Here is a 25,622-nt window from a genome sequence, read left to right as displayed (position 1 = left end):
GCACCTTCCATGAACATCGTAATATTAGCCGGTTCCGTTGCAGGTTCCAAAACACGGACTGCGATGGAATATGTAAAAGCATCTTTCAACAGGAACCATCCGGAGCATGATACTGAACTCCTTGATCTGTCGGACTTTGATATACAATTCAGTGACGGCCGCAATTTTCTGGATTATGGCGGAGATACGGGATATGTCACCAAAACCCTGATGGAAGCTGATGCCATAGTCATCGGCACACCCATTTTCCAGGCTTCCATCCCGGGTGCACTGAAAAACGTCTTCGACCTGCTTCCCCAGGACGGTCTCAGGGATAAGACAGTGAGCATGCTTGTCACAGCAGGATCATCGAAACACTTCCTCATCCCTGAAAACCAGCTGAAACCGATAATCGGATATATGAAAGCACAGATCCTGCAGTCCTATGTGTTCATAGAAGAACGATACTTTGCAAACGGGGAAATCATCGATGACGACGTCATATTCCGCATCGACAGACTGGCAGAAGAAACCCTGCTCCTGGCAGAAACCTACAGGAAGATAAAAGAAGTGAAGGAAGCATCATACGGGTTCTGACAAAACCCCGGCGGATATCAGATCTGATATCCGCCGGGGTTTCGTTCATAAGTAAAGCTTGCTTATGCGTTCAAAAGATTTCCGCTTCTCTTCCCAGTCATACAGATTACAGAGCAGCAGCCAGTCTTCACACTGGTAGATTTCACTGACATTGTCAAGTTCCCTTTTGACTTTTTCAGGACCGCCGATGATCATCCGTTTCCTGTTCTTCCCGACACTTTCTTTTTCCTTTTCGCTCAATGAGGCCATGCGCTCCTGTGCAGTTGTGACATCCGGCACCTGGCTGTCCAGTCCTTTTTCCACGTTCAACAGCCAGATATGCTGTGATGCCGAGAGGTACTCTGCATGTTCATCATCCTCGCCGCAGACAACGAACACGCATGCCTTCGCCTTCGGTGATCCGAGCAGTCCCGGTCTGAAACTCCTGCGGTATGCTTCAAGTGCTTCTGCACCCCTGTCCGGCTTGATGAAATGTCCAAAAACATATCCGATACCGAGAGATGCCGCCAGTTCTGCACTGTTCTCCCCGAGGCCGAGGGCATAGAGATCCGGCTTGCCTTCTGTCCTCGGTGCCGCCCTGATCTGCCCTTCTTTGTTGAGATAGCCGGTCAAAGCTTCCAGTTTCTCCGGATAGTCCCCCATCTGATTGTGCTTGAAATCGGCAAGCCTTTTCCTGACGAACTCGCCTCCGCCTGTGGAACGCCCGACACCGGCCTCTATCCTTCCCGGATACAGAGATTCGAGCTGTGATATTTGTGCTGCTACCTTATATGCACTGTACTGGGGCAGAAGAATGCCGCCAGACCCGACTTTTATACTCTCAGTCCGTGCCGCAGCAGCGGCCATCATGATTTCCGGTGAACTCGATACCATGCCGCGGGTCGCATGGTGCTCTGCGAACCAATAGCTTCCATAACCCATATTTTCTGCATGACGGGCCATCTCAAGCGCACCAGCCGCAGTCTCTTCAGCCGTCCGCCCTTTTGGCTGTGGCATCTGATCCAATATTCCAATTCTCATTCATTGATGCTCCTTAAAATCAGTTTATCAGATGGAATCCATCTTTCTCCAATATACTTTTCAGAACCAGACTGTATAAATGATGAATGTCGCAATCACCATGGTAATGAGTGACAGAGGGGTGCCGACTTTGATGTAGTCCGAGAATTTGTACCCGCCGGGCCCATACACTATGAGGTTTGTCTGATAGCCGATCGGTGTAATGAAACTCGCAGAACCTGCAACGGCAATCAGTACGACGAATCCGATATGATCGCTGTCCATCTGCGAGGAAATTTCAAGCGCTATCGGGAACATGAGGACCGCTGCTGCACTGTTGGTAATCAGCTCGGTGAATATATTGGTCACGATATACAGAATGACGATGATTCCTATAATGCCGAAGGGCCTTGCGAACGCCACCATGTTTTCAGCTATCAGCTGTGCCAGCCCCGACTGTGTGAGGGCGGCACCCACACCAAATGCGCTGGCTATCAGAAGGAGTACATTCACCTGTATATATCTGAATGCCTCCTCTGCATCGATGAGCTTGAACCCAAGAAGAATGACCACTGCAATCAGCATCGCTTCAAACATGCTGAGCAGGCCGAAAGTGACGGAACTGACCATGGCAAGCAGCAGGATGATTGCAATCCACCCTTTCACGCTGTTCTGTTTCAGTGAATCAGGCGGCGAGACCGACGTCATTACATAGAAATCCGAGGAATGCATGTGATCCTCGAGGAACCTTTCACCGCAAAGCATCAAAAGTGTGTCACCGGGCTTCATGATGATATCCCCCACACGGCTTTTGATCCGTTCATTGTTGCGGTGGACCGCAATGACACCTGCGTTGTATCTATTGCGGAACATCGACGATTTCAGGGAATGGGAGACCATCGATGACTGATGGGAGACGACCGCTTCAACCAGATGGTTATCACCATAGTTCAGGCTCTCCAGAGTTTCGTTCGTACCGGTGATCACATTGAGCCCTTTTTGCTTCTGGAGGTCGGCAATCGTATTCAAGGTTCCCGAAAACAGGAGGTGGTCCCCTTCACGGATGATCGTCGTCGGGGTAACCGGAAAAATACGCTCCTCCTCCCGGATGATTTCGATGATGTATACATTTTTGAGAGATGTGGTGGAAGCATCGATGATATGGGAGCCGATATATTCAAAGTCCCTCTCAACGACCGCCTCGGCCAGAAATTCCTTCACTTCCTGCCTGATCTGCTCCTTCGCACCGAGTGTACTCGGCAGAAGCAGGTAGCCGATTGTCAGGATATATATGAGGCCGGATATTGTAATCGGTATACCGACAACCGACAGCTGGAAAAATGAGAAGCCCTCGAGTCCGGACTGAATAAGCAGCCCATGGACGATAAGGGTCGTCGATGTCCCGATCAGGGTTATCGTACCGCCGAGTATTGTCATATAGGAAAGCGGAATCAGAAATTTGGAAGGCGATATGCCGTTTTTCTGACACCAGTTCTTGATGATGGGGGTCAGCGTAACGACGATGGGCGTATTGTTCAGGAACCCGGAGGAAACAGCGACCGGCGTCAGCAGTTTCAGCATGGATTTTCTCGGACTTCGGCTGTCATTGAGAATCCTGTTGATGAAATTTTCAATGATGCCGTGCTTCTGTATCGCCCCTGCCACGATGAACAGGAGAAGTACGGTCAGCATACCCTCGTTGGAAAAACCGCTGAGTGCCTGCTCTGTTGAAATCACACCCGTCAACAGGAAGATGACCAGGAAGGAAAACACTGTGAAATCTGCACGCATCACTTCAAACAGCAGCATGATCAGCATAACCACTATCATCAATGCGACAAATATCATTTCTCCGGTCATATCCATCCCCCCCATCCCAGGTGTTCGTTCCTCTTATTACCTCATATGATAGCATATGGACAGAAACGCAGGAATCATTTTTGTCTGAAATTTCCGTTTAATATTCATGTGAATACATATATATGCCAAAGCGGGAAAATTTTAAAATGAAACCGCTTCAAGTTGTATTTTTTCATATTACCATGATTAAACGCCTCAAAATCGGTTATAAAAAATATTACAATCAGGAAATCATTATCAGGGAGAAAAGGAGGTAAGGAAATGGAGAAGTTTTCCAAAGATGACATCAGCACCATGCTGATGGAAAAAGGGAACATTTCCATGCTGAATGTACCTGAGAAATGCCGGCATGGAAACATCGTCAAAAGCTATGACAAGGGAGCCCCCGACAAATATGTATGTACAGAATGCGGCATGCCAAGCAAGAACAGGGCGGCATTTTTCAAATACCAATGTTCACACAGACTGATTCATTGAGACCAAAATCCGGGGGCTGATCAAAGGTGAATACCGATGCTGATTGTTAACACTGTGAGCCGGCAGAGAACCGCACAGAAGGTCCCGCAGTCATTGGGATTCCGCCAGCCGGTTTAACAATCAGGAGCCGGGAACAAGAGACAGTATGACCCGCAACCAGGCGCAGGGAGTAAGTATTCCAACTGCCCCCGGCGTACAGGGAATCGCAAAAATCGTCATTATTGAACATATTATGAATTATTGCGGCTGCAATGGTATTTACTTTACTTTAAAGAGGTGAGGTACTATATTCTATGTACATCACATTAGTGGTGTAACACATTTTACCTCCCCTAAAATATGACTCGGCTGCGCCGGACGGTGCAGCCGTTTTATGTATACAAAGAAAGGTCTGTTGTAATGTCACAAGGTGAAAAGGAACTCCAGGAAAAGTATGGTACAAAGCGGCGGGCGGATGCATTCTACAACAATCAGATGATTGATTTCCTCAACCCGCGCATGAAGGAATTCATTGCAGCGCGTGATCTGCTCTTCATTTCAACATCGGATGCTGCAGGAAACTGCGATTCATCACTCAGGGCAGGACAGCCCGGTTTCGTGAGGGTCCTGGATGACAGGACACTGATCTATCCTGAATACCGTGGAAACGGTGTCATGGCAAGCATGGGAAATATTCTTGAAAACCCGCATATCGGCCTCATGTTCATCGATTTTACAGAGGATCAGATCGGACTTCATATAAACGGTGCAGCACATATAGTGGAGCATGATGCACTGCACACACTCGGACTCACCGAAGAAAACATCCGGCTTATGCAGGACATCGAGCAGGGCCGTGCCGAACGCTGGGTCGCCGTCGATGTCCATGAAGCGTACATCCATTGTTCAAAGCATATTCCCGTCATGAAGAAACAGGCGGGGATTTCCGATCCAGAATCCCGAAAGAAAAACAGCGGGGACTACTTCGACGTCAAAAAATAATGAGTGAGGGGAAATCCCCTCACTCATCAAGTTCCGCAAAATGTCTGAAGCACGGCTTCCGATGCTTCAGGCGGGGTTTTAAATACATCCTCGTGTGAATCATCATAAGGCTTTGCCAGCACCTCATTCAATTTGTTGAAATGGCTGTAATCGCCGTAATGCATCGCTTCATCCAGTGCTTTCTCCACGAGATGGTTCCTCGGGATGACTGCCGGATTCACCGATTTCATCAGTTCATAAGCCGCCTCGATTCCCGTCTTCTGGCTTCCGAGCTTCTGCTGCCATCTACTATGCCATTCACCGAAACCTTCCGCTTTCGCAAGCGCGGTTTTTTCAGGCCGTCCGTGCGCCATCATCCTGAACACCTGTGTGTAGTCGGCTTCAGCCGCCACCATCATGTCCAGCAGTTCTGTGATGAACGCCTCGTCGTCTTCGGACTCCTCAGTCAGACCAAGTTTCTTCCGCATACCATCGAGCCAGAACCCTTCATACAATCTGCCGTATTCCGACAATGCATCCTGGGCAAGCGTTATCGCCTCATCCTTATCATCAGCGATCAGCGTCAATAAAGTCTCAGCAAACCGTGCCAGGTTCCACTGTCCGATTGCCGGCTGGTTCTGGTACTTGTACCTCCCGTTGATGTCAATCGAACTGTATACCGTCTCCGGATGATAGGCGTCCATGAACGCGCATGGGCCGTAGTCGATCGTCTCGCCACTGATTGTCATGTTATCGGTGTTCATCACCCCATGGATGAATCCCACCAACATCCAGTCTGATATGAGTGCTGCCTGGTTCCGGATGACCGATTTCAGGAATGACATATATTTATCACTGTCAGGCAGTTCCTCAAGTTCCGGATAGTGCCTGCTGATCGCGTAATCCGCAAGCGTTTTGATATCCGTCTCATTACCCGTCCTGACTGCATACTCGAACGTGCCGACACGCAGATGACTCTTGGCCACGCGGGTCAGTATGCCGCCCGGCAGGATTTCCTCGCGGGTCACCCCTTCCCCGGTCGTTACAACCGCAAGACTCCTTGAGGTCTTGATGCCGAGGGCATGAATCGCTTCGCTGATGATGTACTCGCGGAGCATCGGTCCGATTGGCGCCCGGCCGTCACCCGACCTTGAGAAAACCGTACGGCCTGAGCCTTTCAGCTGCAGATCAAACCGCTCCCCCTCCGGCGTCACCTGTTCCCCGATCAGCACCGCCCGGCCGTCACCGAGCATCGACAGATTGCCGAACTGATGGCCCGCATAGGCCTGGGAAATTGACGAGGCGCCTTCTGGCATATCGTTGCCTGCAAAAACCTGCTTCCCCTCATCCGTCTGGAGCGTCTCTTCATCAAGCCCGAGCTCCGCTGCCAAAGTACTGTTGAAGGCGACGATCTCGGGAAAATCCACAGGCGTCGCGCCTGCTTTGCGATAGAAGCTGTCCGGCAGCAATTCAAAAGTGTTATCAAAATTAAATCCGAATGGATCCATATTATCCCTTCTTTCACTGTGGGTCGCTGTCTTCATTCTACCATCTAACAGCCTTCACCCCTAACAAACGATTTCAGGACAACATGAAATGCCAATCAATATTTTTGCATTAATCATGAATGTTTCCTATTCTGGATGGAGTGGGTAGGATTTCACCCGTATCAAAGGAAGGAAGGTTGATATTATGAGGAAAGAAGTTAAAATTGGTAAATCTGATTTGAACGTTAACCCGATCGGGCTGGGTACGAATGCAGTCGGCGGACACAATCTTTTCCCGGACCTCGATGAACAGGCGGGCAAGGACCTTGTCAAAACTGCAATTGAAAATGGCATTGACTTCATAGACACTGCCTATCTTTACGGTGCCGGCCGTTCCGAGGAGCTCGTCGGCGAAGCTGTGAAAGAAACCGGAAAACGTGACTCACTCGTCATCGCGACGAAAATCTCACCGGTCTTCGACGGTGATGACATGTCCCAGAGCAACGAACCGACATTCCTGAAAGAGGAAGTGGAAAAAAGCCTGGAACGTCTTCAGACCGACTATATCGATCTGATGTACCTCCACTATCCTGATGAAGGAACACCGAAGGATCAGGCGGTCGCCGCCCTCAAACAATTGAAGGATGAAGGCAAAATACGCGCCATCGGCGTATCCAACTTCTCTCCCGATCAGTTGAAAGAGGCGAACAAAGACGGTCATGTCGATGTGTTCCAGGGGGAATACAACCTGCTGAATCGCGGGGCGGAAGATGAACTGTTCCCTTATCTGAAAGAACAGGGCATATCATTCGTTCCGTTCTTCCCGCTGGCATCCGGCCTCCTGACAGGTAAATTCACGAAAGAAGACACATTCAAGGACCTGCGTGAAAACCTGCCGGCCTTCCAGAGCGGAGAATTCGAAAGCAACATCGATAAAGTGGAAAAACTCCGTCCGATCGCTGAAGGAAAAGGCGTCGACATCGCCCATGTCGTACTGGCATGGTATCTCACCAGAGATGTCATCGATGTGATCATTCCCGGCGCCAAACGCTCCGAACAGGTGTTGAGCAACCTGAAGGCACAAGACGTCGAACTGACGCGCGAAGAGGTTGCACAGATTGATAATATATTCTCATAACCAAGTTTCAAGAAGACAGCTCCGGCTGTCTTTTTTTACACCATTAAACAAAAATAAGGCTCATATCCACTATGAGCCCGGATCCGGATTACATTCTATTCCGTTACGGCAGGTTCACCCTCCAGTATTGCAATGATTTCCTCGGACTTGATGTCTTTTGCGAAATAATCCACCATGCCGAAATCCATGTCTCCGGTCATCTCATTCGTCAGCACGATGGCATTCATGCCCGCACGGACTGCCGCAAGCGAACCATTCACCGTGTCTTCGATGGCGTAAATATTGGCAGACGGGAGCCCCAGATCCTCCCCGGCGAGCCGGTAGAGTGCAGGATCCGGCTTCACATGTTCCACGTCCTCCTTGCCGCGCACGCTGACAAATGCATCAAGAATGCCGAAATGTTGAAGCAACGGGGTGATATCCTCACGCCTGCTGCTCGTCGCCACTGCCATCGGGATTCCATTGTTCCTGCAATAGTCCATCAGTTTCAAAATGTGCGGATAGCATTCCAGATCAAGACAAGTACGCAGGTGATCTTCGGCAATCGCACGCACGCCCTCCTCGCCCACACGTTCCAATATATAGTCATCCAGTTCGTCGGACTCCGAGCCAATCGATTCTTTATACCTCTCTATTTCCAGAGGCTTGTGCCCCCTGTCTGCAAGATTTCTATTGATCGCATTATATAGATTCGTTTCACTGTCGATGATCGTGCCGTCAAAATCCAGAATTACACCGATACTCATGCAAACACATCCTTACAATTGTATTTTCACATATACTATCACAGCTTCCATGATACTTGAACCAAATATAAAGCGTGCGATTTGGGATTTTTGCTGATTCGCTGACTGCTCCTACTTATTTTGACAAACGAAGATTTTTAAAACTAGGTTCCAGTGTATGAGATCTTTCCACACTTTTTGACCTTCTTCTTCGGTAAAGTCAGCTAAATTTCGAATCATTTCAGCACTTCCTTCAATTGCTGTCCAGCAACCACTCCACAAGTCTTCGTCCAGCACCAACTTTTCTGGTGCCTCTGCGTTAGAAACAATATCCGGGGTGACAGCTGTACCACCTTGGAACCTCGGATTGTAGAAGGGGAGAGGCACATAAGTGCCTCTCCCCTTCTTACATTTCCCCTGTATGTTATTCGGATTTAAGTTCCAGCGCTTGATCCAATACCTTCTCCCCCCTGGCCATACCGTAAGCCATTTGATCAATCACAGCCACTGCAACGTCATAGCCCTTCACCTTTTCTTTGATTTGATCCTCAAGGTATCGAACCTGTGGACCGATCAGAACGACATCAACATTTCCTGCATGCGCATGAAGTTCGGACTCCGGCATTGCATTCACATCAGCTTCCATCCCTCTTTCCTCAGCAGCGTTACGCATTTTCCGCACAAGGATCGATGTAGACATCCCCGCCGAACAAACCAGTATTATCCTCATCATGATTCCCCCTCCAATATTTGCATTTTCCGGTGCATGTCTATTATTTCTCTGGCAAGATCTTTCACTGTCATAGACGTCATCAAATGATCCTGGGCGTGTATCAATATGACACTGATGTCGTTTTTCTTTCCGTCCGCCTCATTTTTAAGCAACTTCGTTTGTTCATGATGCGCCTTCGTCGTTTCCGATTCAGCTTCTTCCAATTCAGCACCAGCCTCTTTGAATTTATATTCTTTGGCAAGACTGATTGCTTTCATGGCACTAGATCTGGCATTTCCTGCATGTAAAATAATCTTGAAAGAAACCTCTTCTAAATTTTCGATGGTATCACTCATTTTCTACGCCTCCTTATTTTGTTTCAAAGCACGTGCTCCTGCTGTGACAAACGGAATATAAATTGCGATTGCGACGGCCAAATTGACAATTTGTAAAGCTATTCCTCGCCAACTGCCCCCTGTTACGAGATACCCGCTCAAAATTGGCGGCGTTGTCCATGGAACGATAGCCACAGTTCTAGGTACAATTCCGGAAGCCAATGCTACGTAAGACATGACCGTCAACGTTACAGGAACGAGAATGAACGGAATGAGCATGATCGGATTCAGGACGATGGGCAGACCGAAAATAACCGGTTCATTGATGTTAAATAGACTTGCAGGCGCACCTACTTTCGCTACTTCATTATATGGATGCTTTTGCTCATGACGTAATACGATAAATATCGCTATCAAAAGAGCAATCGTTGTTCCCGAACCACCCATGAACACAAAGGAATCGAGAAACGGCTTCGTAACAAGATTCGGAACTTCCGTGGCCGGCACACCGTTTTTAAACATCTCCAGATTCTCTTCAATCAATGGAAGATATAAGGGTTCGATAACGGAGCCGATAATGTTCGTACCATGAAGGCCAAAGAACCACAAAATGTGATTCAGGAATGCGATCACGATGGCAGCAGGCAATGTGTTTCCAATCCCTTGAAGTGGTTGCTGGATCACTTGGAAAATTATTTCAAAAACACTCAGTTCAATAAAGACACTGATGATTGCTTGAAACAGCCCAATAAGCAATAAGATAATTGTAGCCGGAATCAGTGCCCGAAACGATTTAATGACTCCTTCCGGCACCCCTTCCGGCATGGAAATTGTAAGTTTTGATTGGACCAGTAACCGGAACAGTTCTGTTGTTATGATAGAAATGATGATTCCTACGAAAAGCCCCTGAGCGCCAAGCCATGCTACGGTCAATCCCCCATCTTCTGTCCATGGCACCAGCATGATATAGGACCCTGCCGAAATAAGGGCTGCAGATAAACTATCTACGCCGTAGCTCTTAGCAAGGTTATAAGCGATTGAAAAAGCTACAAGTAACCCAAGTATGGCAAAGGTCCCATTCCAAATACTTCCGCCGACGGCTTGCCAGTTTCCTTCGCCAAATATACCGTCCATCCATCCTACGAAGCTGAATCCTCCGAGGGGAGGAAAGTTATTGATCAGAATCGCAAGAGATCCAATAATTATCAATGGCATAATAGAAATAAACCCATCACGCACAGCAACCAGATGACGTTGAGATCCAATGAACCCTGCTACTTTTATGAAGTTCTGCATCAACGAACTATTCATCTATGCTCCCCTCCTCTTTAGAAAACTGAGGCAAATGATCACGATGAACTTTCAATAATTCATCCAATAGCACTTTGCTGTCACCTTCATGCATGATTAAAGGGTTCATCAAAAAAGCCCGATAAGCGTCATGATAGGTCCCGGAAATTGCAGCTTGAATGGTCAGCTCTTCAAATGCTTTCATTTGATGCATGATTCCTCTCACCTCGATAGGTATCCCTTCGGTTGACAATGGTACCGGCCCGTGACTCGTTATCACAGCATTGACTTCGACGACAGAATCATAGGGCAACTCCGGTACAGCTCCTTTATTCAATGTATTTACGGTCTGGATATCGCTCCGATCATTATAGAGCGAGTCCATAAGGTTGCAGGCCACCTCACTATAGAACGCTCCCCCGCGCTCCCCCAGTTCTTCAGGCTTCTTGTTCAACCCTGGATCTTCGTAAATGGAAAACAGCGATTTTTCGAGCTCCATAACCTGCTCAGCCCGGGTCCCCTTGTCCCGCAAGCCTTCTTTGTCTTTTCTTAATACCTCCGCCGTCTGAAAATAGTACTGATGATACGGATTCGGTAATAACTGCATGGCTTCTATAAAAGTCCTCGACCAACCGAGATTTATGATGTTGGCAGGTGAATAGTCCAAGCTGCCTTCCGACAGCTTCGTCATCACTTCCTTCGTGACATCGACTCCCTTGACGTAGACTCGTCTGCCAAAAACAAAATGGTTCATTCCCACAAAATCAATCTGTACATCTTCCGGTTCTGCTTGAAGCATCTCTGCCGTTGAATGCCTCATATTGAACGGAACATTGCATACCCCGATGATCTTCTTATGAGGAGAATGTTTCAGCAACGCTTCCGTTACAATCCCAGCTGGGTTTGTGAAATTGATAATCCAAGCTTCCGGACAGATGTTCTGCACTTCTTCAGCCAGCTCCATGAGAACAGGGATGGTTCTGAATGCCTTCATTATTCCTCCGGCTCCGTTTGTTTCCTGCCCGATGTAGCCGTGTTTCAGAGGGATAAGTTCATCCTTCATCCGTGCATCAAGACCACCGACACGTATTTGGGTGGAAACGAAGTCAGCCCCTTCCAATGCTTTACGGCGATCCATCGTCCATGACAACTGAATGGACACATCCGCTTTTTCTATCATCCTCTTTCCTAATCGACCGATGGTCTCCAATTTCCTTTTTCCTTCTTCCACATCAACAAGAACAATGTCCGTTACCGGAAATTGTTCCTGACGCTGAATCAGCCCTTCGATGATTTCAGGTGTATAACTCGATCCTCCGCCTATTACAACAACTTTTAGTCCCATAAACAGAACTCCTTCCCCTTTATTTGAAAACGCTTAACAAAAATGTATCATACAACTTTTTAAATGTCCAAACTTTTTATAAGTTGTAACTACAATTAAATGGATTGTATTGAATTGTATCATCATGTACACTTGATATAATATCAATACAGAAGGGATTCGCCTTATGGATAAAAACCAATCACTGCATGCCTGTATCAAAGATGATCTCTTAAACCAAATCAAATCAGGAGATTTCCAAAAAGGGGAGAAGATCCCTACCGAGTTAGAGCTCTGTCAAACATATGAAGTCAGCCGGACGACCGTACGCTCGGCCCTTCATCAACTGACACTCGAAGGGCACCTGGTCCGCAAACAGGGAAAAGGGACATTCGTTGCAGAAAAGAAAGTAAATCAGACCCTCTCCCCCACGATGGACAGTTTCAATGAGCAGGTGACTACTCAAGGAAAGAAGCCGGATATCTCTCTTATAGATATCAAAGTCATTCCAGCCGAGGAACGATTAGCTCAATCTTTGACAGTTTCACCAAATGATCCGATCCAGCGTATTGAAAGGAAACGCTATGTAAATGAAGAACCTACGCAATATGAAATTTCGTACATTCCTTGGACCATTGCCCCAGGCGTTACCAAAAATCATGCAGAAACGTCTCTATTCGAAGCATTAGCAGAAGAATTTAACGTTTCTATCCACAAAACAACGGAACATATAGAAATTACGCTGGCAGATGAACAAGTGTCCTCTATTCTTCAGTGTGAGCCTGGTCACCCATGTTTCTATATCGAAACAATCACAGAAGATAAAGAAGGAAGAAAAGTCGAATTTTCAAGATCCTATTTCAGAGGTGATAAAACAAACTTCACGATCGAAAGGAATTATGACTGACAGAGGAGGAGAGAAAGCCATGAAGGTGTTGATCAATGCAGACGATTTCGGCTTAACGAAAGGCGTTACAGATGGGATAGTGAAGGCTCACCAAAAGGGGATTGTTCAATCAACGACCATGATGATGAACGGTCAGGCGGTTGATTATGCTATTGAACAAGCCAAAAACACCCCTACGCTTCACGTAGGAGTGCATCTGGTCTTAACTGCTGGAAAACCGCTTTCTACAAATGTGGAAAGCCTGGTAAATGAAGATGGCACATTTTATTACACAAGCGCCTTTAACAACATGGAAGCCCCGAACCTTCAAGAAGCAGAAAGGGAATGGCGCGCCCAAATCGACGCTTTTGTGAACACCGGACTATCCCTTCATCACTTGGACAGCCATCACCATATTCACGGATGGGAACCATTGAAAGATATAGTTCTTACCCTTGCTGATGAATACCAAGTCCCGGTCCGGTACGTTCCATCTTTACAGGACCACCGAGAACTGCTGCTCACAGACAGTTTATGGACCGGGTTTTACGGAGAAGGCATTTATTCTGACCTTTTCCAAAATATCAAACTTCCCCAGGCAGCTTCTGTAGAAATTATGACACACCCCGGGTTTGCGGATGAAAAACTGGAGACAGTAAGTTCTTACGTTGAACAGAGAGAAAAAGAATTGCACCTTTTATGTAATATGGAAGTGCCTGAATGGGCAGACATGGAAACCCCGTAGAATATCAGGAAATATCTATAAGAAAAGGCTCTTCAAGGAAAGATGAACTGTGACCCATAATCTAGACAGCTCGCTGATTGTAAAATTAAGCTGGGCACATAAAAAGAGCGACCCGTGATACACATCAATTTGACTATATAAATTGTGATCCTTCGTACTGACCCTGGCATAACCAATTCAGCTCATGATATTACCTCCTTACTCATCTCCCGGTAAGGAGGTATATGTATTCTATTCTCTAATTAGATCTCACAAGCCCTGGCCAGAGTACAAAAACTCAATAAGTTTTTTAAATATTGCACAAAGATAAGTGTACGTGTTTTTGTACCCGCAATCTATAATAAAACCAACCATATTTTATCTACTTCTAATGTTCCAATAAACGGTCGATTTCCGGACTTTCTTTCCATTGATAGTTCCGCGTGATTTCCATTAGTTTTATACGAATTTCTTGTTCCAGATCCTCTCGCCGGTCTGGCGATGTCTGAAATAAGGCGTGTTGGATTTTGGGTTGTAATCGCTCAAATAATATATCCAATGGTTCTTCCTGTGCTTTATACTCCAGATCTTGAATTTCCTGAACGAGCGTGGCAAACGCTGGTTGCTTCTCCATGAAAGCACCTCCTTCTTATCCATACTGTTTCTGCACATACCATTGACGCATATTTCGAAGTGCCCGTTGTTTTAAACGTGAAATCGATTGCTGGCTCTGGTTAAACATTTCTCCAATTTCGGTATCTGTATAGCCATATACAAAGGATAAATCCAATACCCGTTGCTGTTTCTTTGTCAACTGTTCCCATGCCGAAGAAAGGACACTCGAAAACATATGATCTTCCAAGGTATGCGAACTTGAACCATACTCAGACACTGTAGACGGAATTTCTCCAACAGAATGCCCTTCTCCCATTGGCGCATCCAGATAACGTTGATTACGGTCTAGAAAACGACGTTCTTTTTTATCAAATTGTATGGCTGTATAATGAATGGTTTTTGCAAAATACGAAATAAATCGGTGTTCAAAAATAAATTGTTGAAAGGTTTGTTCGAGGGTTTTTCTTCGTTCTTCGTTTGGTTGTCGAACATAACGATATAGTAATCCCTTGTTTTCTTGATGGCGTAAAAATGACTGCCAAAGCTTGTGATACGGGGGTGGCGTTTGATACTCACAGGTCGAATCCATTTAAACACCTCGCTTTAATGCGAACATGCGTTCGCATTAAAAGTAGCATATTCTTCAAATATTTTCAAATACTTCTATATGTTTATGTACTTATAAAAGGAAGATAGAAAACTAAAAACACAACCATTTTTTACCTGAAGTTGTGTTTTGGAGCGTTTATCTCTCTTTTATATATGTAAGCTAAAACACGAAGAAAAGGAGAAGATAATCATGAGTCATTTGGAACCTACTGTATATATTCAGGACACTTGTCTGCACTGTCACCGCCAAATTGATTGGATGGAGCAAGAAGGATATGCCTTTGTCACGAAAGAAGTATCGGATCCGGCGCATCGTGAGGAATTTTTTCAACAAGGAGGGACGGGAACGCCATTGACCGTTGTTATCAATTCAGACGGAGTCGCAACATCGGTGCAAGGCTTTCAACGCAAGAAATTAGAAAGAATGCTGAAAGAAAATATTTAATCTTTCTTTCAGCAGGTTGTGATTTATTACTTTGAACCCTCTTTTATAAGTAGAACATGTTTGAGAGAGACGGCGATGTAGCCAAGTGGTAAGGCGAAGGTCTGCAAAACCTTGATTCTCCGGTTCGAATCCGGGCATTGCCTTATTAAAATTCAGGAGGTGAAAAGTATATTTATTTAAACAATACCACGGAGCTTCCTTGGGGTATTCAAGCCACTGTTGTGCCTGAATTATGGAAGAGTACAGATCAAAGAAAAATAATGAAGAAAGAAATTTCAAAAACTATTTAAAGGAGGAAGATTAATGGAACAATCTAAAAGAAATTTCATAACTTTGCAACAAGCTCAGAATGTGGCAGGTGATTTGAAGCAGAGTGACTTGGTGAGGAAAAAAATTGATAAAAGCAAGGATGTGACACCAGCTATTGCTGTTTCCGAAATAGGTATAGATGGAGATTTATACTTTAAGATAATAACGTCATATTACTATATCAATGAAGAATCACAGTTGCTAGTGGCCGAAACAAAAGACCACAATAATAATACTGTTGAATTCACGGAAAAACTTTGGGAATATGACGAAAGCAAGGATAAATTTACCCATAAAAAATATTTTAATGGAAAATTAACCGTAGAGAGAGATGAAGATAATGGATATGGAAAACCAGAGGATATTGCTGAATTTGAAAATGTCCAAACTTTAGGTATTGGTGACCTCCATACTTGTACTGCCAGTGGCAGTTGTTGTCAATTTGAAGCTCAAACATATAATCATTGCGGTGCTAATTGCGGAGACCACGAATCAGCAGGCGGCGGTGGGCATATAAATAACTGTGATGCATGTTGTGAAACACATGATGACTGTTTACAGGGAAGAGATAATGATGACAGATGCTATTGCGATGAAAATTTAAACTATTGCTATTCTATTAACTCGTGTCCAGGAGATTCAATCATGGGAGCAGGGATTCGTGCAGCCGCAGCCGTGGCAGCTTGTGATTATGAACAATATTGGTAAAAGTGGGCCTAATGCAGACTAAAACATTATATTTCTGAGAATATTTTTAAAGACAGTATAAAAATGCAAAGATTCTACTTATTAAAGCTAGGGTCTTTGCATTTAATTTCTTAGCTGTAAGCATTTCATCTAGTTTATCCGAATATCATATTCCAAAATGAAGCTCCCCCTCCAAACAACCAATACCATAAAACAGTTAGGGAAACTAAAAACCAAGTAATCCTCCAAATATTATTTTTCTTTAAAAGCTGAATGCCATAAAAAATTCCCCACAGTAAAAAAGAAGTGTAGACTGCAAAATTGATGCTAGGAGATGAGACAGCACTCATTGCATTTCCAAACAGAGCAAATAGACCAAATACTGACATAGCAACTAGAACAATTATATTTAAACCATGAATATACCAACTTTTCATACTAACTCTCCAATCTTCATCAAATTAGAAATAGACTTGTTTCGATTCTGTTGCAAAGTTGAATTTATAGTATAATTTTAACAAAAAGGAGTCTTCTGTATGAACTATTTCAGATATAAACAATTTAACAAGGATGTTATCACTGTAGCCGTTGGCTACTATCTAAGATATGCATTGAGTTATCGTGATATATCTGAAATATTAAGGGAACGTGGTGTAAACGTTCATCATTCAACGGTCTACCGTTGGGTTCAAGAATATGCCCCAATTTTATATCAAATTTGGAAGAAAAAGCATAAAAAAGCTTATTACAAATGGCGTATTGATGAGACGTACATCAAAATAAAAGGAAAATGGAGTTATTTATATCGTGCCATTGATGCAGAGGGACATACATTAGATATTTGGTTGCGTAAGCAACGAGATAATCATTCAGCATATGCGTTTATCAAACGTCTCATTAAACAATTTGGTAAACCTCAAAAGGTAATTACAGATCAGGCACCTTCAACGAAGGTAGCAATGGCTAAAGTAATTAAAGCTTTTAAACTTAAACCTGACTGTCATTGTACATCGAAATATCTGAATAACCTCATTGAGCAAGATCACCGTTATATTAAAGTAAGAAAGACAAGGTATCAAAGTATCAATACAGCAAAGAATACTTTAAAAGGTATTGAATGTATTTACGCTCTATATAAAAAGAACCGCAGGTCTCTTCAGATCTACGGATTTTCGCCATGCCACGAAATTAGCATCATGCTAGCAAGTTAAGCGAACACTGACATGATAAATTAGTGGTTAGCTATATTTTTTTACTTTGCAACAGAACCCTCACTAATGAACCGTCTCAAAAACAATCGTTATTTATACTTCATTTGTCAAAATAAGCTAGACAGTTCTTCCAACAGAGACCGGCAAAAAAGACTTATTTATCATCGGGTGGTTTCTCAATTGAACGAAGGTATTGCGATATCTCAAATTGCGAAAAAGGCAGGGATTACAAGACAAACAATCTATATAATCAAGAACAATTTAAACTAGTACCACTATATAAATGCCCTGTATTCAAAAATTTTTTATATGATAAAATCGATGAAGTCATCTAGTTCACTTCTGTGCGGATAGCATGGAAGGAGGTGACACCATGTTTGCAACAATGTTTGAGTTCCTTATTGCACCAATTTTAGTCGGTGCAGTAATCACATTATTCTCGTATTGGTTGGATAATCGTGAAGACTAACTAGATGACTATACCGATAACACCAAATAACCCCCAATCTACTGCCATAGATTGGGGGTTTGGTGTGCCATGTTAAGCAACAATGTTTGATTACTTATATTATAGCATTTTCACGTTGCCTCGTAAATAAACCAAGGTCTACAGAGCCATTTAAAGGTAAGTTATGCCTCTCTATCCATATCAACACACCTAACTTGTCTTAAAATCGCTCTATCTATCATCCTTTTTTCCAAATGTAGTTTTTTTTTTCGAAAAACCCTGCTTCGTCGTTTGCTTCATCTCCATGAAAGATCAGCTTATGATTTCTAATGCTCACGGACATTCTTATTCTAAAGGCATTGTACAGAACTGTTGAATCTTATTTGCAGCTGTTTGAATATCAATCAACGTGTCATACAATAATGCTTTTTCTTCCACGGTTAAATTTTCGTTATCGAGCATTTGTGTAATCGAAGAACTTAACCCCCGGCATCGACACCAGCAATCAAAAATTTCTGTATTCATACGCACCCTCCTTCTATTAATCCCATCGGATAAAATGGTCGATTTCCGGATTTTCTTTCCACTGGTAATCCCGAGTGATTTCTATTAGTTTTATACGAATTTCTTGTTCCAGATCCTCTCGTCGATCTGGCGATGTCTGAAATAAGGCGTGTTGGATTTTGGGTTGTAATCGTTCAAATACCCTATCTAATGGTTCTTCTTGTTCCTCATACTCACGGTTTTGAATTTCCTGAACTAGCGTAGTGAATGCTGGTTGCTCCTGCATAAAAGATCCTCCTTCTTATTCATACTGTTTCTGGTCATACCATCGGCGCATATGCTGAAGTGCCCGTTGTTTCAAACGAGAAATCGATTGCTGACTCTGATTAAACATTGTTCCAATTTCGGTATCTGTATAGCCGTATACAAAAGATAAATCCAATACGTGTTGCTGTTTCTCTGTTAACTGCTCCCATGCGGAAGAAAGAAAATTCGAAAACATATGGCCCTCCAAGGTATACGCATTCGAATCATACTCAGGCATTGCGGCGGGAATTTCTCCAGTTGGACGTCCTTCTCCCATTGGCGCGTCCAAATACCGTTGATTACGGTCTAGAAAACGACGTTCCCTTTTATCAAATTGCACGGCTGTATAATGAATGGTTTTTGCAAAATAAGAAATAAATCGGCGTTCAAAAATAAATTGTTGAAATGTTTGTTCGAGGGTTTTCCTTCGTTCTTTATTTGGTTGACGAATATAACGATATAGTAACCTTTTGTTTTCTTCTTGGCTTAAAAATGACTGCCAAAGCTTGTGATACGGGGGTGGCGTTTGATACTCACAGGTCGAATACATTTAAACACCTCGCTTTAATGCGAACATACGTTCGTATTAAAAGTAGCATATTCTTCAAATATTTTCAAATACTTCTATATGTTTATGTACTTATAAAAGGAAGATGGAAAACTAAAAACACAACCATTTTTTAACTCAGGTTGTGTTTTGGATAATTTATCTCTCTTTTATATATGTAAGCCAAAACACGAAGAAAAGGAGAAGATAATCATGAGTCATTTGGAACCTACTGTATATATTCAGGACACTTGTCTGCACTGTCACCGCCAAATTGATTGGATGGAGCAAGAAGGATATACCTTTGTCACGAAAGAAGTATCGGATCCGGAGCATCGTGAGGAATTTTTTCAACAAGGAGGGACGGGAACGCCATTGACCGTTGTTATCAATTCAGACGGAGTCACAGCATCGGTGCAAGGCTTTCAACGCAAGAAATTAGAAAGAATGCTAAAAGAAAATATTTAATCTTTCTTTCAGCAGGTTGTGATTTATTACTTTGAACGCTCTTTTATAAGTAGAACATGTTTGAGAGAGACGGCGATGTAGCCAAGTGGCAAGGCAAAGGTCTGCAAAACCTTTATTCCCCGGTTCGAACCCGGGTATCGCCTCCAAAATTATAAGAGGAGGAATTATAATGTTACAAAAAGGAAAATTTTTAAAACCCACTGAGTATTCGCAGTATAACGAAATGTTTAACGACAGCAAGGTATTATCAGATCAAGAATTAAAGGCAGGTGTTGAAAGTTTTAATAACGAAATAAATAACATTCAACAAAGAATGGCAGTTATTTCAACATTTGAAGATTCAGGCGAATTGTTCGATGAACTTACCATTAGATATTTATATTATAACGAAAACGTGCAAGTTTTATTGATGAATCTCAAAAATAGAAATGAAAGTAGAAAACTAATTGAAAAAGTATGGAAGTATAAAGAAAAATATGATCTTTACCATCATCAAAAATTTATAAATCATGAACTTGTATTTGATGAGATGGTAGAAGAAGGATATAAACAACCAGAGTATATCCCTGAATTTTCAATCATTAACTCTGAGAATGAAGAAAATATTATAAAACCTTCGGCTATTGGAGATGCTCATACTTGCACTGCAAGTGGCAGTTGTTGCCAATTTGAAGGAGTAACATACAATCATTGCGGTGCTTATTGTGGGGATAATGAATCAGCGGGAGGCGGAGATCCAATTAATACTGTCGATGGCTGCTGTGAGCAACATGATGACTGTTTAATTGCAGGGACAACCTCGTCCTGCACATGTCATGAGCTACTATTAAACTGTTTGGGCAGTTATTCCGCCCCAGGTGATACCATCATGGGATTGGGGATTCGTTTTAGAGCTTTTTCAGATGGATGCTATACGTAGTATGTATAGTAAGGAAAATAACACCAAGATGAATTCTCCAATGTAGTAAAATACTGGATGTAAAGTCTTAAATAAAAGATTTTATATCCAGTATTTTTCTTGCTACATATTAATAATTTTTTATTACTTTTGTATATGTTATGGTGAAAAAGAATACTCTTAGTAAAGAAGGTATTAATCATTTATGAAAAAATATTCTTGGATGAGTGAAATCTCATTATATAGTATACTCCTTTCTATTATTCTTTTTATGATTATTATGTTAAGAGGAACAATCATTGGATTAAGTCCCACCGTGGAAATATCTGTGATTCTTATATTATTAGTTCTGTCTTTAATTTTCTCTGTAGTTGGTCTTATAAAAAAATCAGAAAATAATTTTCTTCCTGGGATCTCTCTCTTTTTAGCAATAGCATTCGGTATCTTCTTTTTATTTATTTATATTGTATCTGGCATGTCCACCGATTATTAAATAGTTAATAAAAAATTTTAAAGAAATCTCTAATTCTCTTTAAACGAAAAAGCTTGAAGAACCTTTTCTTCAGGCTTTTTCTTCATTTGTCCGGACTTATTACTTTAGTGTTCTTAAATATTATTATGTTTTTTTATAAAGCTATTTTTGATTTTTTATCAGTAATGAACGGAGGATTTTTTAATGAAAAACGAGAAGATAAACATCTTAGGAATTCTTTCGATTTTAATCCCCACTATCGTATCAATACTCATTTTGAACTTCTTACTGGGGATTGTTCCCATAAAAAAAATTGAAGGACTGCCACTAGTTATGCCTATGTTTTTATGTCCAATAGGAGCAATTATTGGTTTTATCGCATATAGATATCGAAAAGATCAATTATCAATGATTGGTATTATTTTTAATATCATATTATTTTTGTTTCCAATTGCGTACAACATCTTTGTCACACTAATATTTGGTGTATAAAAAGAATTGTGGAAAATCGCTCAAGTTGAAGATCCTTTGCGTGCACAGTTTCCAACAGATACCCGAATGACTGAAGAACAGAAACATTGCGACCCTGAATGTGACGTTGGTTTAACTGACGGCAGGAACATTCCTATCAATGCAACAGATAATCATTGCCAGGGACATAACGCGTATTGGAGAGTTTTCGGCGACAATGTCCCTTACTGTGATGCAAAACTTATCACTTGCCTTGAAGGAGAAACAACCCCCTCACACCCTTCCTTCATAATATTCCTACAACCTAATTTAAGGAACAGAATTCTGTGACTTCATTTTAAAGCACTTCTTTTTACTAAACTATTACGCTTTCAAGAGTATTTTTTAAGTATGTCTAGTATACGCAATTAAATATTCAACCAATCATCGTCATCACTCACTTGAAATTTCTTTCTGGAATCTGTAGCTTTCCTGTCATCGTGCTTCGATTGTTTTATGCGGTTCTCCTGATCTTTTGTGCGAATCATCTTTTGAATTTCTTTTTTAGCTTCAGAAAAATAGTATCCTTCCAGAGTATCTCTATCAATAATTGCTCTCGGATGCCGCGCGATTTCAAATTCAGCAGCCAGGAATAAGTTGTTGACGCTGACGCCGAGATCCACATGGTTCATTTTGCTGTTCAACTTTTCGAGTTGGGATTCTATCTCATTCATCTTCTGCAATGTTTTAAATTCAACGGATTCATACTCAATCATTTCTGAAAGCAGGTAATGATCCAATGCCCGGATTAAAACCTCTTTTTCTGTTTTGATTCCTTTGGCCGTCTTTATCGTGTGTATCTTTGAAACGGTATCTGCTTCAAAATCATATCGTTTTGAAATCATAAAGCTCCTCCTTAATTGGACACATCATAATTATCTTCATCAAGCTGTAGTTCTTCTTTAGTCAGTAAATCAATGAAGAACCCTCGGAACCGTTTATTTTCTTCGATGAATTGGTTATATGCTTCCGTATTTGCATCTAAACTGATCTGCGTATTCCTTAATGCGACTTCAAACTTCGTGATAGAAGAAGATAATATCCGGTCTTCTACATATTTTTCTAATACTTCTCTGACCAATTCACTGAAAGGGATGCCTCTTTCTTTCGCAATCATTTTTAACTGAACCATGACCTGTTCATCAAAATCTTTTACATCGATTCGCGCCAAAATGTCCCACTCCTTTTTAAATTTAGATGTACAAAAAAATGTACCTTTGTATTATTATACCACAAATAGCCCTGTTTTATGTACAAAAACGTGTACATTTAATTGAAAATCATCCGGAAGAAAAAATATCGCCGGCACTGCCGGCATATCAAGGGGTTTGCGGTTTGAAATGCAGCAATGCATGCAAAACCTCCTTATGCTCTTACTTAAAAAATCAATTTGAGAGATTTGCTTCAAGGATTGAAAGCTTTTCCTCACGTCCTTCAATGTCATTTTCGATATCTTTTATGTCTTCTTCAAAAGATTCTATCCCCGAATAAGGCGAAGCAAGCTTGCTTCTATCTTGCTTTTTTCTTTGTTCGTCATCATATAAATTACTTAAGTTAAGCAATTCAGGGATCAAAATATTACAAAGATTAAATATTTTCAAAGTTGATGATATATATTCGTATTGAATATTACAAAGTTATAGCATTAAAGTCATATCTTATTCTTTTAGATAAAAGCAACTGAAAAAGATATGACGTATAGTATCAAGATAAGAAAAAACCGATCAAAACCTCTTAAAAATTCCTCTCTTTTTCTTTGCTTTTTCCTACAAAAATATTCTTAAAAAACATCACAAATAAATAAAAAATACACAAACTAAGTATGAGTAATATAAATCCGTTAGGTTTAATATTAAAAATTAAATAAAAAAGAATGACAATAGCAATCGCAAGTAATGTCCTGTAGAAAAAGTTTTTCATAATTTACCCCCATGAATTTATTCCAATTTCCTTTTGGTGTGAACCAAGGGCAACCCTAAAAACCCAAAAGATGCCTACCGGCTTTTTAGTTTATCCAGGGTTGCTTTTCCCTCCAAAAGTTTTCTCGGCATAAATGGATCTCCACTGTTTTTTGAGCGCAGGCGAGAAAAATTTACACAGAAACGTTGTATGCGACGTATAAGTGCACCCTCACACGTTATCTTATTCTAAAGACCAATAAAAGTACCCTTTAAATTCATTTAAACGCTCATACAGGCTTTTTGAACTTTAAAAAGGCATCTAACTTCAAGTTAGTTTAAATACCAGGAAACAATTCAAAATTAGAAAACAGCTAATTTAAGTAAGAGCATAAGGAGGTTTTTCCGGATTTCTATCCTGCAAAACCTCAAACCTCTTGATATGTCGGCAGTGCCGACATATTTTTCTTCCGGACGGTTTTCGGCTAAGTATATATGATTTTATATATAAAAACGGCCTTATTTCGGTGTAATAATACAAATATATATAAAAGTATATACGCAAATTTAAAGTGATTTTTGAGCATTTAAAGAAAAAATCATTCTACATACAATGCCAAAGCGCATATAACATTCAGGATAAACATATCTTAAATGGGTACTCCCGACTATCACATGTATTATTCTTCTGGATATAAATCTATTAGACCCACCCCCAATTTTTCTTTGGGTGATGGACTGCTTTCAAGTTTTCATCACGATGATCAAGTCAAGGATATCTGTTTGATATAGATCAAAATGGAGACCCTGAACGCCTGCAACAATTAAATGAACAAGAGAAAGATGATTATGTTGATTCATGGATTGAAAGCAATGCCAGACAGTTTTGGAATGACGAACCGCAATTTGCTTTAGAATATCTTAAAGAATTAGACAAAGAGAAACACTCAGATGACCCTTACACTGGTGATTTTTCCGATGCCTTTTTAATGTCTACGATCAAAAAATTAATTCAGCAAGGTGATTGGTATGAGGCATTTGATATTGTTAAAATCGATTTAGCCGACACGAATTATCAGGTGATTTACGAGGACTAATTGATACATATCCATTTACTCACCTCAGTCTGAGAATTTTCATGGTTGATTTTTACTTTTACCTGTTACAATCAATATCAAATAAAACAATATTAATACAGGGGGTTATCCCGAGTTTCCAGTGCTCACCAAAACCGAACTAATCCGAACCACGATAATATCGTGGTTTTTTTTATTGGTCGTTAGATTTAAACCATTTGCCATTGTTAAAATGTGGTTGATGTACAGGTATTGCATTTAAGAGAGAATTTTTCTAAAACTTTCTGCATCGGTATAGGCATAAATATCATCATAGAACTCTGCATTAAAACCGATATGGAGCAGTGTACGATTCAAGTAAGCATAGATATTATATACCGGTTCCCTTGCGTGTTTGTGATAGCGTTTCATTGCTTTTACGAGCGATTCCATGCCATATACGATGGCATCCCTTTGTTGTTCTGCATCAAGATCAAATGTTTTTAAGCTATTGATTGCGGTTTTATACAGTGTAGTGAGTTGGGCATCACTGAAGAAGGGTTTAAACTGCTGATAAACCCGGCTTGGTACGATGTGGTTGTCGAATGTGGCTGATTTGATGTTTTCGATGCGTTCCAATCTCAATTTATTTTTCATGCGCTTATATCTACGGGTAGTACTACTAAACAGAGTAGTTAATAGTTTTAAAGAATACATAGTTTGTTTTTTAACCTTGATGTACTCAAAGGCTTGGGCCTGCTGGGTTTTGATGGTGTGTTTTACCTGTTCACGATATGACACTTTACGATATGACACTTTCTTTTTTTGCAGGGCTTTTTGTTGTTCCACGGTATTGATGATGTAGATGTTGGCGCCCTTGCCGCCGGATTTTTTACGGGAGGTGTTGGCCACTGTAATGAAGCCATTGTCGGCCAAGTATTTGAGGTGACGGTGGATGGCACGGGTCGACCGCCTCACCGCATTGGCAATCGTCGCCACCTTCAGATGTGACACTCCAATCACCTTACAGGAATGTTGTTTCAAGACATTGAGCGTTTCATAGTGCGGTTTGCTGATACGGGCATTGAATTGGCGGACGGTCGCATCCATTTCTTGGATGCTGTCGAAGTTCTGGTAGTCGGTGAAG

Annotated in this window: 30 protein-coding genes, 2 tRNA genes and 1 pseudogene; 16 read left to right on the top strand and 17 right to left on the bottom strand. The window is 41.9% G+C overall.

The genetic code is table 11. The features are described from left to right. Positions 1 to 9: 9 nt before the first annotated feature. Positions 10 to 576: an NADPH-dependent FMN reductase gene (locus C792_RS0104980; RefSeq protein ID WP_017548350.1), complete on the top strand. Its 567-nt coding sequence runs from the start codon at positions 10 to 12 to the stop codon at positions 574 to 576. 45 nt (positions 577 to 621) lie between these two features. On the opposite strand, the gene C792_RS0104975 is transcribed toward C792_RS0104980, so the two are convergent. Both C792_RS0104975 and C792_RS0104970 read right to left on the bottom strand, forming a co-directional pair. Then, complete coding sequence (locus C792_RS0104975; RefSeq protein WP_017548349.1) at positions 622 to 1,596, bottom strand: LLM class flavin-dependent oxidoreductase; 975 nt, start codon at positions 1,594 to 1,596, stop codon at positions 622 to 624. Positions 1,597 to 1,656: 60 nt separating this feature from the next. After that, a complete protein-coding gene (locus C792_RS0104970; protein ID WP_017548348.1) occupies positions 1,657 to 3,435 on the bottom strand; it encodes an SLC13 family permease in 1,779 nt (592 codons plus the stop codon). Between the two features lie 261 nt (positions 3,436 to 3,696). Between C792_RS0104970 and C792_RS0104960 the strand changes: the two genes are divergently transcribed. Continuing rightward, entirely contained in the window at positions 3,697 to 3,912 is a 216-nt protein-coding gene (locus tag C792_RS0104960) for a hypothetical protein (protein ID WP_017548346.1), read from the top strand. A gap of 399 nt (positions 3,913 to 4,311) precedes the next feature. Continuing rightward, positions 4,312 to 4,893 (top strand): pyridoxamine 5'-phosphate oxidase family protein, encoded by a 582-nt coding sequence (locus C792_RS0104955; protein ID WP_026090236.1) that lies wholly within the window; start codon positions 4,312 to 4,314, stop codon positions 4,891 to 4,893. A gap of 26 nt (positions 4,894 to 4,919) precedes the next feature. Here C792_RS0104955 and C792_RS0104950 read toward each other — a convergent pair whose 3' ends face one another. Then, entirely contained in the window at positions 4,920 to 6,380 is a 1,461-nt protein-coding gene (locus C792_RS0104950) for a protein adenylyltransferase SelO (protein ID WP_026090235.1), read from the bottom strand. A 184-nt stretch (positions 6,381 to 6,564) separates the two neighbouring features. Between C792_RS0104950 and C792_RS0104945 the strand changes: the two genes are divergently transcribed. Next, positions 6,565 to 7,497 (top strand): aldo/keto reductase, encoded by a 933-nt coding sequence (locus C792_RS0104945; RefSeq protein WP_017548343.1) that lies wholly within the window; start codon positions 6,565 to 6,567, stop codon positions 7,495 to 7,497. A gap of 95 nt (positions 7,498 to 7,592) precedes the next feature. On the opposite strand, the gene C792_RS0104940 is transcribed toward C792_RS0104945, so the two are convergent. From C792_RS0104940 to C792_RS0104915, 5 genes are all read right to left on the bottom strand, one after another. Further along, on the bottom strand, positions 7,593 to 8,243 hold the full coding sequence (locus C792_RS0104940; RefSeq protein ID WP_017548342.1) for an HAD-IA family hydrolase: 651 nt from the start codon (positions 8,241 to 8,243) through the stop codon (positions 7,593 to 7,595). Between the two features lie 403 nt (positions 8,244 to 8,646). Beyond that, positions 8,647 to 8,952: a PTS sugar transporter subunit IIB gene (locus C792_RS0104930; protein WP_026090234.1), complete on the bottom strand. Its 306-nt coding sequence runs from the start codon at positions 8,950 to 8,952 to the stop codon at positions 8,647 to 8,649. Then, positions 8,952 to 9,290, bottom strand: a complete 339-nt coding sequence (locus tag C792_RS0104925) for a PTS lactose/cellobiose transporter subunit IIA (protein ID WP_017548339.1) — start codon at positions 9,288 to 9,290, stop codon at positions 8,952 to 8,954. Before C792_RS0104925 ends, C792_RS0104930 begins: the two co-directional genes overlap by 1 nt. A 3-nt stretch (positions 9,291 to 9,293) precedes the next feature. Then, positions 9,294 to 10,580, bottom strand: a complete 1,287-nt coding sequence (locus C792_RS0104920; protein WP_017548338.1) for a PTS sugar transporter subunit IIC — start codon at positions 10,578 to 10,580, stop codon at positions 9,294 to 9,296. Then, positions 10,573 to 11,904, bottom strand: coding sequence for a 6-phospho-beta-glucosidase (locus C792_RS0104915; RefSeq protein WP_017548337.1), 1,332 nt, complete (start codon positions 11,902 to 11,904; stop codon positions 10,573 to 10,575). The genes C792_RS0104920 and C792_RS0104915 overlap by 8 nt, the downstream gene beginning before the upstream one ends. Positions 11,905 to 12,070: 166 nt before the next feature. Between C792_RS0104915 and C792_RS0104910 the strand changes: the two genes are divergently transcribed. Continuing rightward, the gene (locus C792_RS0104910; protein WP_017548336.1) at positions 12,071 to 12,790 is read left to right on the top strand and encodes a GntR family transcriptional regulator; all 720 of its coding nucleotides are present in this window, start codon (positions 12,071 to 12,073) and stop codon (positions 12,788 to 12,790) included. Positions 12,791 to 12,809: 19 nt separating this feature from the next. After that, entirely contained in the window at positions 12,810 to 13,514 is a 705-nt protein-coding gene (gene chbG, locus C792_RS0104905; protein WP_017548335.1) for a chitin disaccharide deacetylase, read from the top strand. A 367-nt stretch (positions 13,515 to 13,881) separates the two neighbouring features. Here the strand turns inward: chbG and C792_RS14285 are convergent, their stop codons facing one another. Both C792_RS14285 and C792_RS0104895 read right to left on the bottom strand, forming a co-directional pair. Continuing rightward, positions 13,882 to 14,127, bottom strand: coding sequence for a hypothetical protein (locus tag C792_RS14285; protein WP_017548334.1), 246 nt, complete (start codon positions 14,125 to 14,127; stop codon positions 13,882 to 13,884). Between the two features lie 15 nt (positions 14,128 to 14,142). Then, on the bottom strand, positions 14,143 to 14,697 hold the full coding sequence (locus C792_RS0104895) for a sigma-70 family RNA polymerase sigma factor (protein ID WP_017548333.1): 555 nt from the start codon (positions 14,695 to 14,697) through the stop codon (positions 14,143 to 14,145). 210 nt (positions 14,698 to 14,907) lie between these two features. Between C792_RS0104895 and C792_RS0104890 the strand changes: the two genes are divergently transcribed. The 3 genes from C792_RS0104890 (at position 14,908) to C792_RS0104880 (ending at position 16,179) form a co-directional block, all read left to right on the top strand. Further along, the gene (locus C792_RS0104890; protein ID WP_017548332.1) at positions 14,908 to 15,162 is read left to right on the top strand and encodes a glutaredoxin family protein; all 255 of its coding nucleotides are present in this window, start codon (positions 14,908 to 14,910) and stop codon (positions 15,160 to 15,162) included. Between the two features lie 71 nt (positions 15,163 to 15,233). After that, positions 15,234 to 15,305, top strand: a tRNA-Cys gene (locus C792_RS0104885). A 160-nt stretch (positions 15,306 to 15,465) separates the two neighbouring features. After that, positions 15,466 to 16,179: a hypothetical protein gene (locus C792_RS0104880; protein ID WP_017548331.1), complete on the top strand. Its 714-nt coding sequence runs from the start codon at positions 15,466 to 15,468 to the stop codon at positions 16,177 to 16,179. Positions 16,180 to 16,313: 134 nt separating this feature from the next. Here C792_RS0104880 and C792_RS0104875 read toward each other — a convergent pair whose 3' ends face one another. Continuing rightward, positions 16,314 to 16,595 carry a hypothetical protein gene (locus tag C792_RS0104875; protein WP_017548330.1) on the bottom strand — a complete coding sequence of 94 codons (282 nt, stop codon included), beginning with the start codon at positions 16,593 to 16,595 and terminating at the stop codon, positions 16,314 to 16,316. A gap of 99 nt (positions 16,596 to 16,694) precedes the next feature. Between C792_RS0104875 and C792_RS0104870 the strand changes: the two genes are divergently transcribed. From C792_RS0104870 to C792_RS14865, 3 genes and pseudogenes are all read left to right on the top strand, one after another. Next, positions 16,695 to 17,369: an IS6-like element IS257 family transposase gene (locus tag C792_RS0104870; protein ID WP_017548329.1), complete on the top strand. Its 675-nt coding sequence runs from the start codon at positions 16,695 to 16,697 to the stop codon at positions 17,367 to 17,369. 138 nt (positions 17,370 to 17,507) lie between these two features. Continuing rightward, a pseudogene (locus C792_RS14735) lies at positions 17,508 to 17,639 on the top strand (helix-turn-helix domain-containing protein); the annotation flags it as partial. An 85-nt stretch (positions 17,640 to 17,724) separates the two neighbouring features. After that, complete coding sequence (locus C792_RS14865) at positions 17,725 to 17,838, top strand: type I toxin-antitoxin system Fst family toxin (RefSeq protein WP_380569808.1); 114 nt, start codon at positions 17,725 to 17,727, stop codon at positions 17,836 to 17,838. A 324-nt stretch (positions 17,839 to 18,162) separates the two neighbouring features. Here C792_RS14865 and C792_RS0104860 read toward each other — a convergent pair whose 3' ends face one another. The 3 genes from C792_RS0104860 to C792_RS0104850 are packed head-to-tail and all read right to left on the bottom strand — an operon-like array spanning position 18,163 to position 19,177. After that, positions 18,163 to 18,342, bottom strand: coding sequence for a hypothetical protein (locus C792_RS0104860; protein WP_017548327.1), 180 nt, complete (start codon positions 18,340 to 18,342; stop codon positions 18,163 to 18,165). 16 nt (positions 18,343 to 18,358) lie between these two features. After that, positions 18,359 to 18,607, bottom strand: a complete 249-nt coding sequence (locus C792_RS0104855) for a hypothetical protein (RefSeq protein ID WP_017548326.1) — start codon at positions 18,605 to 18,607, stop codon at positions 18,359 to 18,361. Positions 18,608 to 18,622: 15 nt separating this feature from the next. Then, complete coding sequence (locus C792_RS0104850; protein ID WP_017548325.1) at positions 18,623 to 19,177, bottom strand: sigma-70 family RNA polymerase sigma factor; 555 nt, start codon at positions 19,175 to 19,177, stop codon at positions 18,623 to 18,625. 210 nt (positions 19,178 to 19,387) lie between these two features. On the opposite strand from C792_RS0104850, the gene C792_RS0104845 reads away from it, so the two are divergent. The 4 genes from C792_RS0104845 to C792_RS0104825 all read left to right on the top strand — a co-directional run bounded on the left by C792_RS0104845 (position 19,388) and on the right by C792_RS0104825 (position 21,504). Continuing rightward, a complete protein-coding gene (locus C792_RS0104845; protein ID WP_017548324.1) occupies positions 19,388 to 19,642 on the top strand; it encodes a glutaredoxin family protein in 255 nt (84 codons plus the stop codon). Positions 19,643 to 19,713: 71 nt separating this feature from the next. Beyond that, a tRNA-Cys gene (locus tag C792_RS0104840) sits at positions 19,714 to 19,788 on the top strand. Between the two features lie 23 nt (positions 19,789 to 19,811). Beyond that, complete coding sequence (locus C792_RS0104835) at positions 19,812 to 20,561, top strand: phospholipase A2 family protein (protein ID WP_017548323.1); 750 nt, start codon at positions 19,812 to 19,814, stop codon at positions 20,559 to 20,561. Between the two features lie 655 nt (positions 20,562 to 21,216). After that, the gene (locus C792_RS0104825) at positions 21,217 to 21,504 is read left to right on the top strand and encodes a hypothetical protein (RefSeq protein ID WP_017548321.1); all 288 of its coding nucleotides are present in this window, start codon (positions 21,217 to 21,219) and stop codon (positions 21,502 to 21,504) included. 386 nt (positions 21,505 to 21,890) lie between these two features. Here C792_RS0104825 and C792_RS0104820 read toward each other — a convergent pair whose 3' ends face one another. The 3 genes from C792_RS0104820 to C792_RS14960 all read right to left on the bottom strand — a co-directional run. Beyond that, positions 21,891 to 22,367, bottom strand: coding sequence for a hypothetical protein (locus C792_RS0104820; RefSeq protein ID WP_017548320.1), 477 nt, complete (start codon positions 22,365 to 22,367; stop codon positions 21,891 to 21,893). An 11-nt stretch (positions 22,368 to 22,378) separates the two neighbouring features. Next, positions 22,379 to 22,693, bottom strand: coding sequence for a hypothetical protein (locus tag C792_RS0104815; protein WP_017548319.1), 315 nt, complete (start codon positions 22,691 to 22,693; stop codon positions 22,379 to 22,381). A gap of 2,061 nt (positions 22,694 to 24,754) precedes the next feature. Continuing rightward, positions 24,755 to 25,622, bottom strand: an 868-nt coding sequence (locus tag C792_RS14960; RefSeq protein WP_017548316.1) for a helix-turn-helix domain-containing protein, incomplete at its 5' end; no start/stop codon positions are given.

The sequence above is a fragment of the Salinicoccus carnicancri Crm genome (assembly GCF_000330705.1).
In the GTDB taxonomy this organism is placed as follows: domain Bacteria; phylum Bacillota; class Bacilli; order Staphylococcales; family Salinicoccaceae; genus Salinicoccus; species Salinicoccus carnicancri.
The sequence above is the reverse complement of the archived record's forward strand: the minus strand, read 5'-3'. Positions and strand labels throughout refer to the sequence as shown.

Coding starts and splice junctions, on each gene's coding strand:
- C792_RS0104980 (WP_017548350.1), top strand. CDS start 10: ATGAACATCGTAATATTAGCCGGTTCCGTTGCAGGTTCCAAAACACGG.
- C792_RS0104975 (WP_017548349.1), bottom strand. CDS start 1,596: ATGAGAATTGGAATATTGGATCAGATGCCACAGCCAAAAGGGCGGACG.
- C792_RS0104970 (WP_017548348.1), bottom strand. CDS start 3,435: ATGACCGGAGAAATGATATTTGTCGCATTGATGATAGTGGTTATGCTG.
- C792_RS0104960 (WP_017548346.1), top strand. CDS start 3,697: ATGGAGAAGTTTTCCAAAGATGACATCAGCACCATGCTGATGGAAAAA.
- C792_RS0104955 (WP_026090236.1), top strand. CDS start 4,312: ATGTCACAAGGTGAAAAGGAACTCCAGGAAAAGTATGGTACAAAGCGG.
- C792_RS0104950 (WP_026090235.1), bottom strand. CDS start 6,380: ATGGATCCATTCGGATTTAATTTTGATAACACTTTTGAATTGCTGCCG.
- C792_RS0104945 (WP_017548343.1), top strand. CDS start 6,565: ATGAGGAAAGAAGTTAAAATTGGTAAATCTGATTTGAACGTTAACCCG.
- C792_RS0104940 (WP_017548342.1), bottom strand. CDS start 8,243: ATGAGTATCGGTGTAATTCTGGATTTTGACGGCACGATCATCGACAGT.
- C792_RS0104930 (WP_026090234.1), bottom strand. CDS start 8,952: ATGAGGATAATACTGGTTTGTTCGGCGGGGATGTCTACATCGATCCTT.
- C792_RS0104925 (WP_017548339.1), bottom strand. CDS start 9,290: ATGAGTGATACCATCGAAAATTTAGAAGAGGTTTCTTTCAAGATTATT.
- C792_RS0104920 (WP_017548338.1), bottom strand. CDS start 10,580: ATGAATAGTTCGTTGATGCAGAACTTCATAAAAGTAGCAGGGTTCATT.
- C792_RS0104915 (WP_017548337.1), bottom strand. CDS start 11,904: ATGGGACTAAAAGTTGTTGTAATAGGCGGAGGATCGAGTTATACACCT.
- C792_RS0104910 (WP_017548336.1), top strand. CDS start 12,071: ATGGATAAAAACCAATCACTGCATGCCTGTATCAAAGATGATCTCTTA.
- chbG (WP_017548335.1), top strand. CDS start 12,810: ATGAAGGTGTTGATCAATGCAGACGATTTCGGCTTAACGAAAGGCGTT.
- C792_RS14285 (WP_017548334.1), bottom strand. CDS start 14,127: ATGGAGAAGCAACCAGCGTTTGCCACGCTCGTTCAGGAAATTCAAGAT.
- C792_RS0104895 (WP_017548333.1), bottom strand. CDS start 14,697: ATGGATTCGACCTGTGAGTATCAAACGCCACCCCCGTATCACAAGCTT.
- C792_RS0104890 (WP_017548332.1), top strand. CDS start 14,908: ATGAGTCATTTGGAACCTACTGTATATATTCAGGACACTTGTCTGCAC.
- C792_RS0104880 (WP_017548331.1), top strand. CDS start 15,466: ATGGAACAATCTAAAAGAAATTTCATAACTTTGCAACAAGCTCAGAAT.
- C792_RS0104875 (WP_017548330.1), bottom strand. CDS start 16,595: ATGAAAAGTTGGTATATTCATGGTTTAAATATAATTGTTCTAGTTGCT.
- C792_RS0104870 (WP_017548329.1), top strand. CDS start 16,695: ATGAACTATTTCAGATATAAACAATTTAACAAGGATGTTATCACTGTA.
- C792_RS14865 (WP_380569808.1), top strand. CDS start 17,725: ATGGAAGGAGGTGACACCATGTTTGCAACAATGTTTGAGTTCCTTATT.
- C792_RS0104860 (WP_017548327.1), bottom strand. CDS start 18,342: ATGAATACAGAAATTTTTGATTGCTGGTGTCGATGCCGGGGGTTAAGT.
- C792_RS0104855 (WP_017548326.1), bottom strand. CDS start 18,607: ATGCAGGAGCAACCAGCATTCACTACGCTAGTTCAGGAAATTCAAAAC.
- C792_RS0104850 (WP_017548325.1), bottom strand. CDS start 19,177: ATGTATTCGACCTGTGAGTATCAAACGCCACCCCCGTATCACAAGCTT.
- C792_RS0104845 (WP_017548324.1), top strand. CDS start 19,388: ATGAGTCATTTGGAACCTACTGTATATATTCAGGACACTTGTCTGCAC.
- C792_RS0104835 (WP_017548323.1), top strand. CDS start 19,812: ATGTTACAAAAAGGAAAATTTTTAAAACCCACTGAGTATTCGCAGTAT.
- C792_RS0104825 (WP_017548321.1), top strand. CDS start 21,217: ATGAAAAACGAGAAGATAAACATCTTAGGAATTCTTTCGATTTTAATC.
- C792_RS0104820 (WP_017548320.1), bottom strand. CDS start 22,367: ATGATTTCAAAACGATATGATTTTGAAGCAGATACCGTTTCAAAGATA.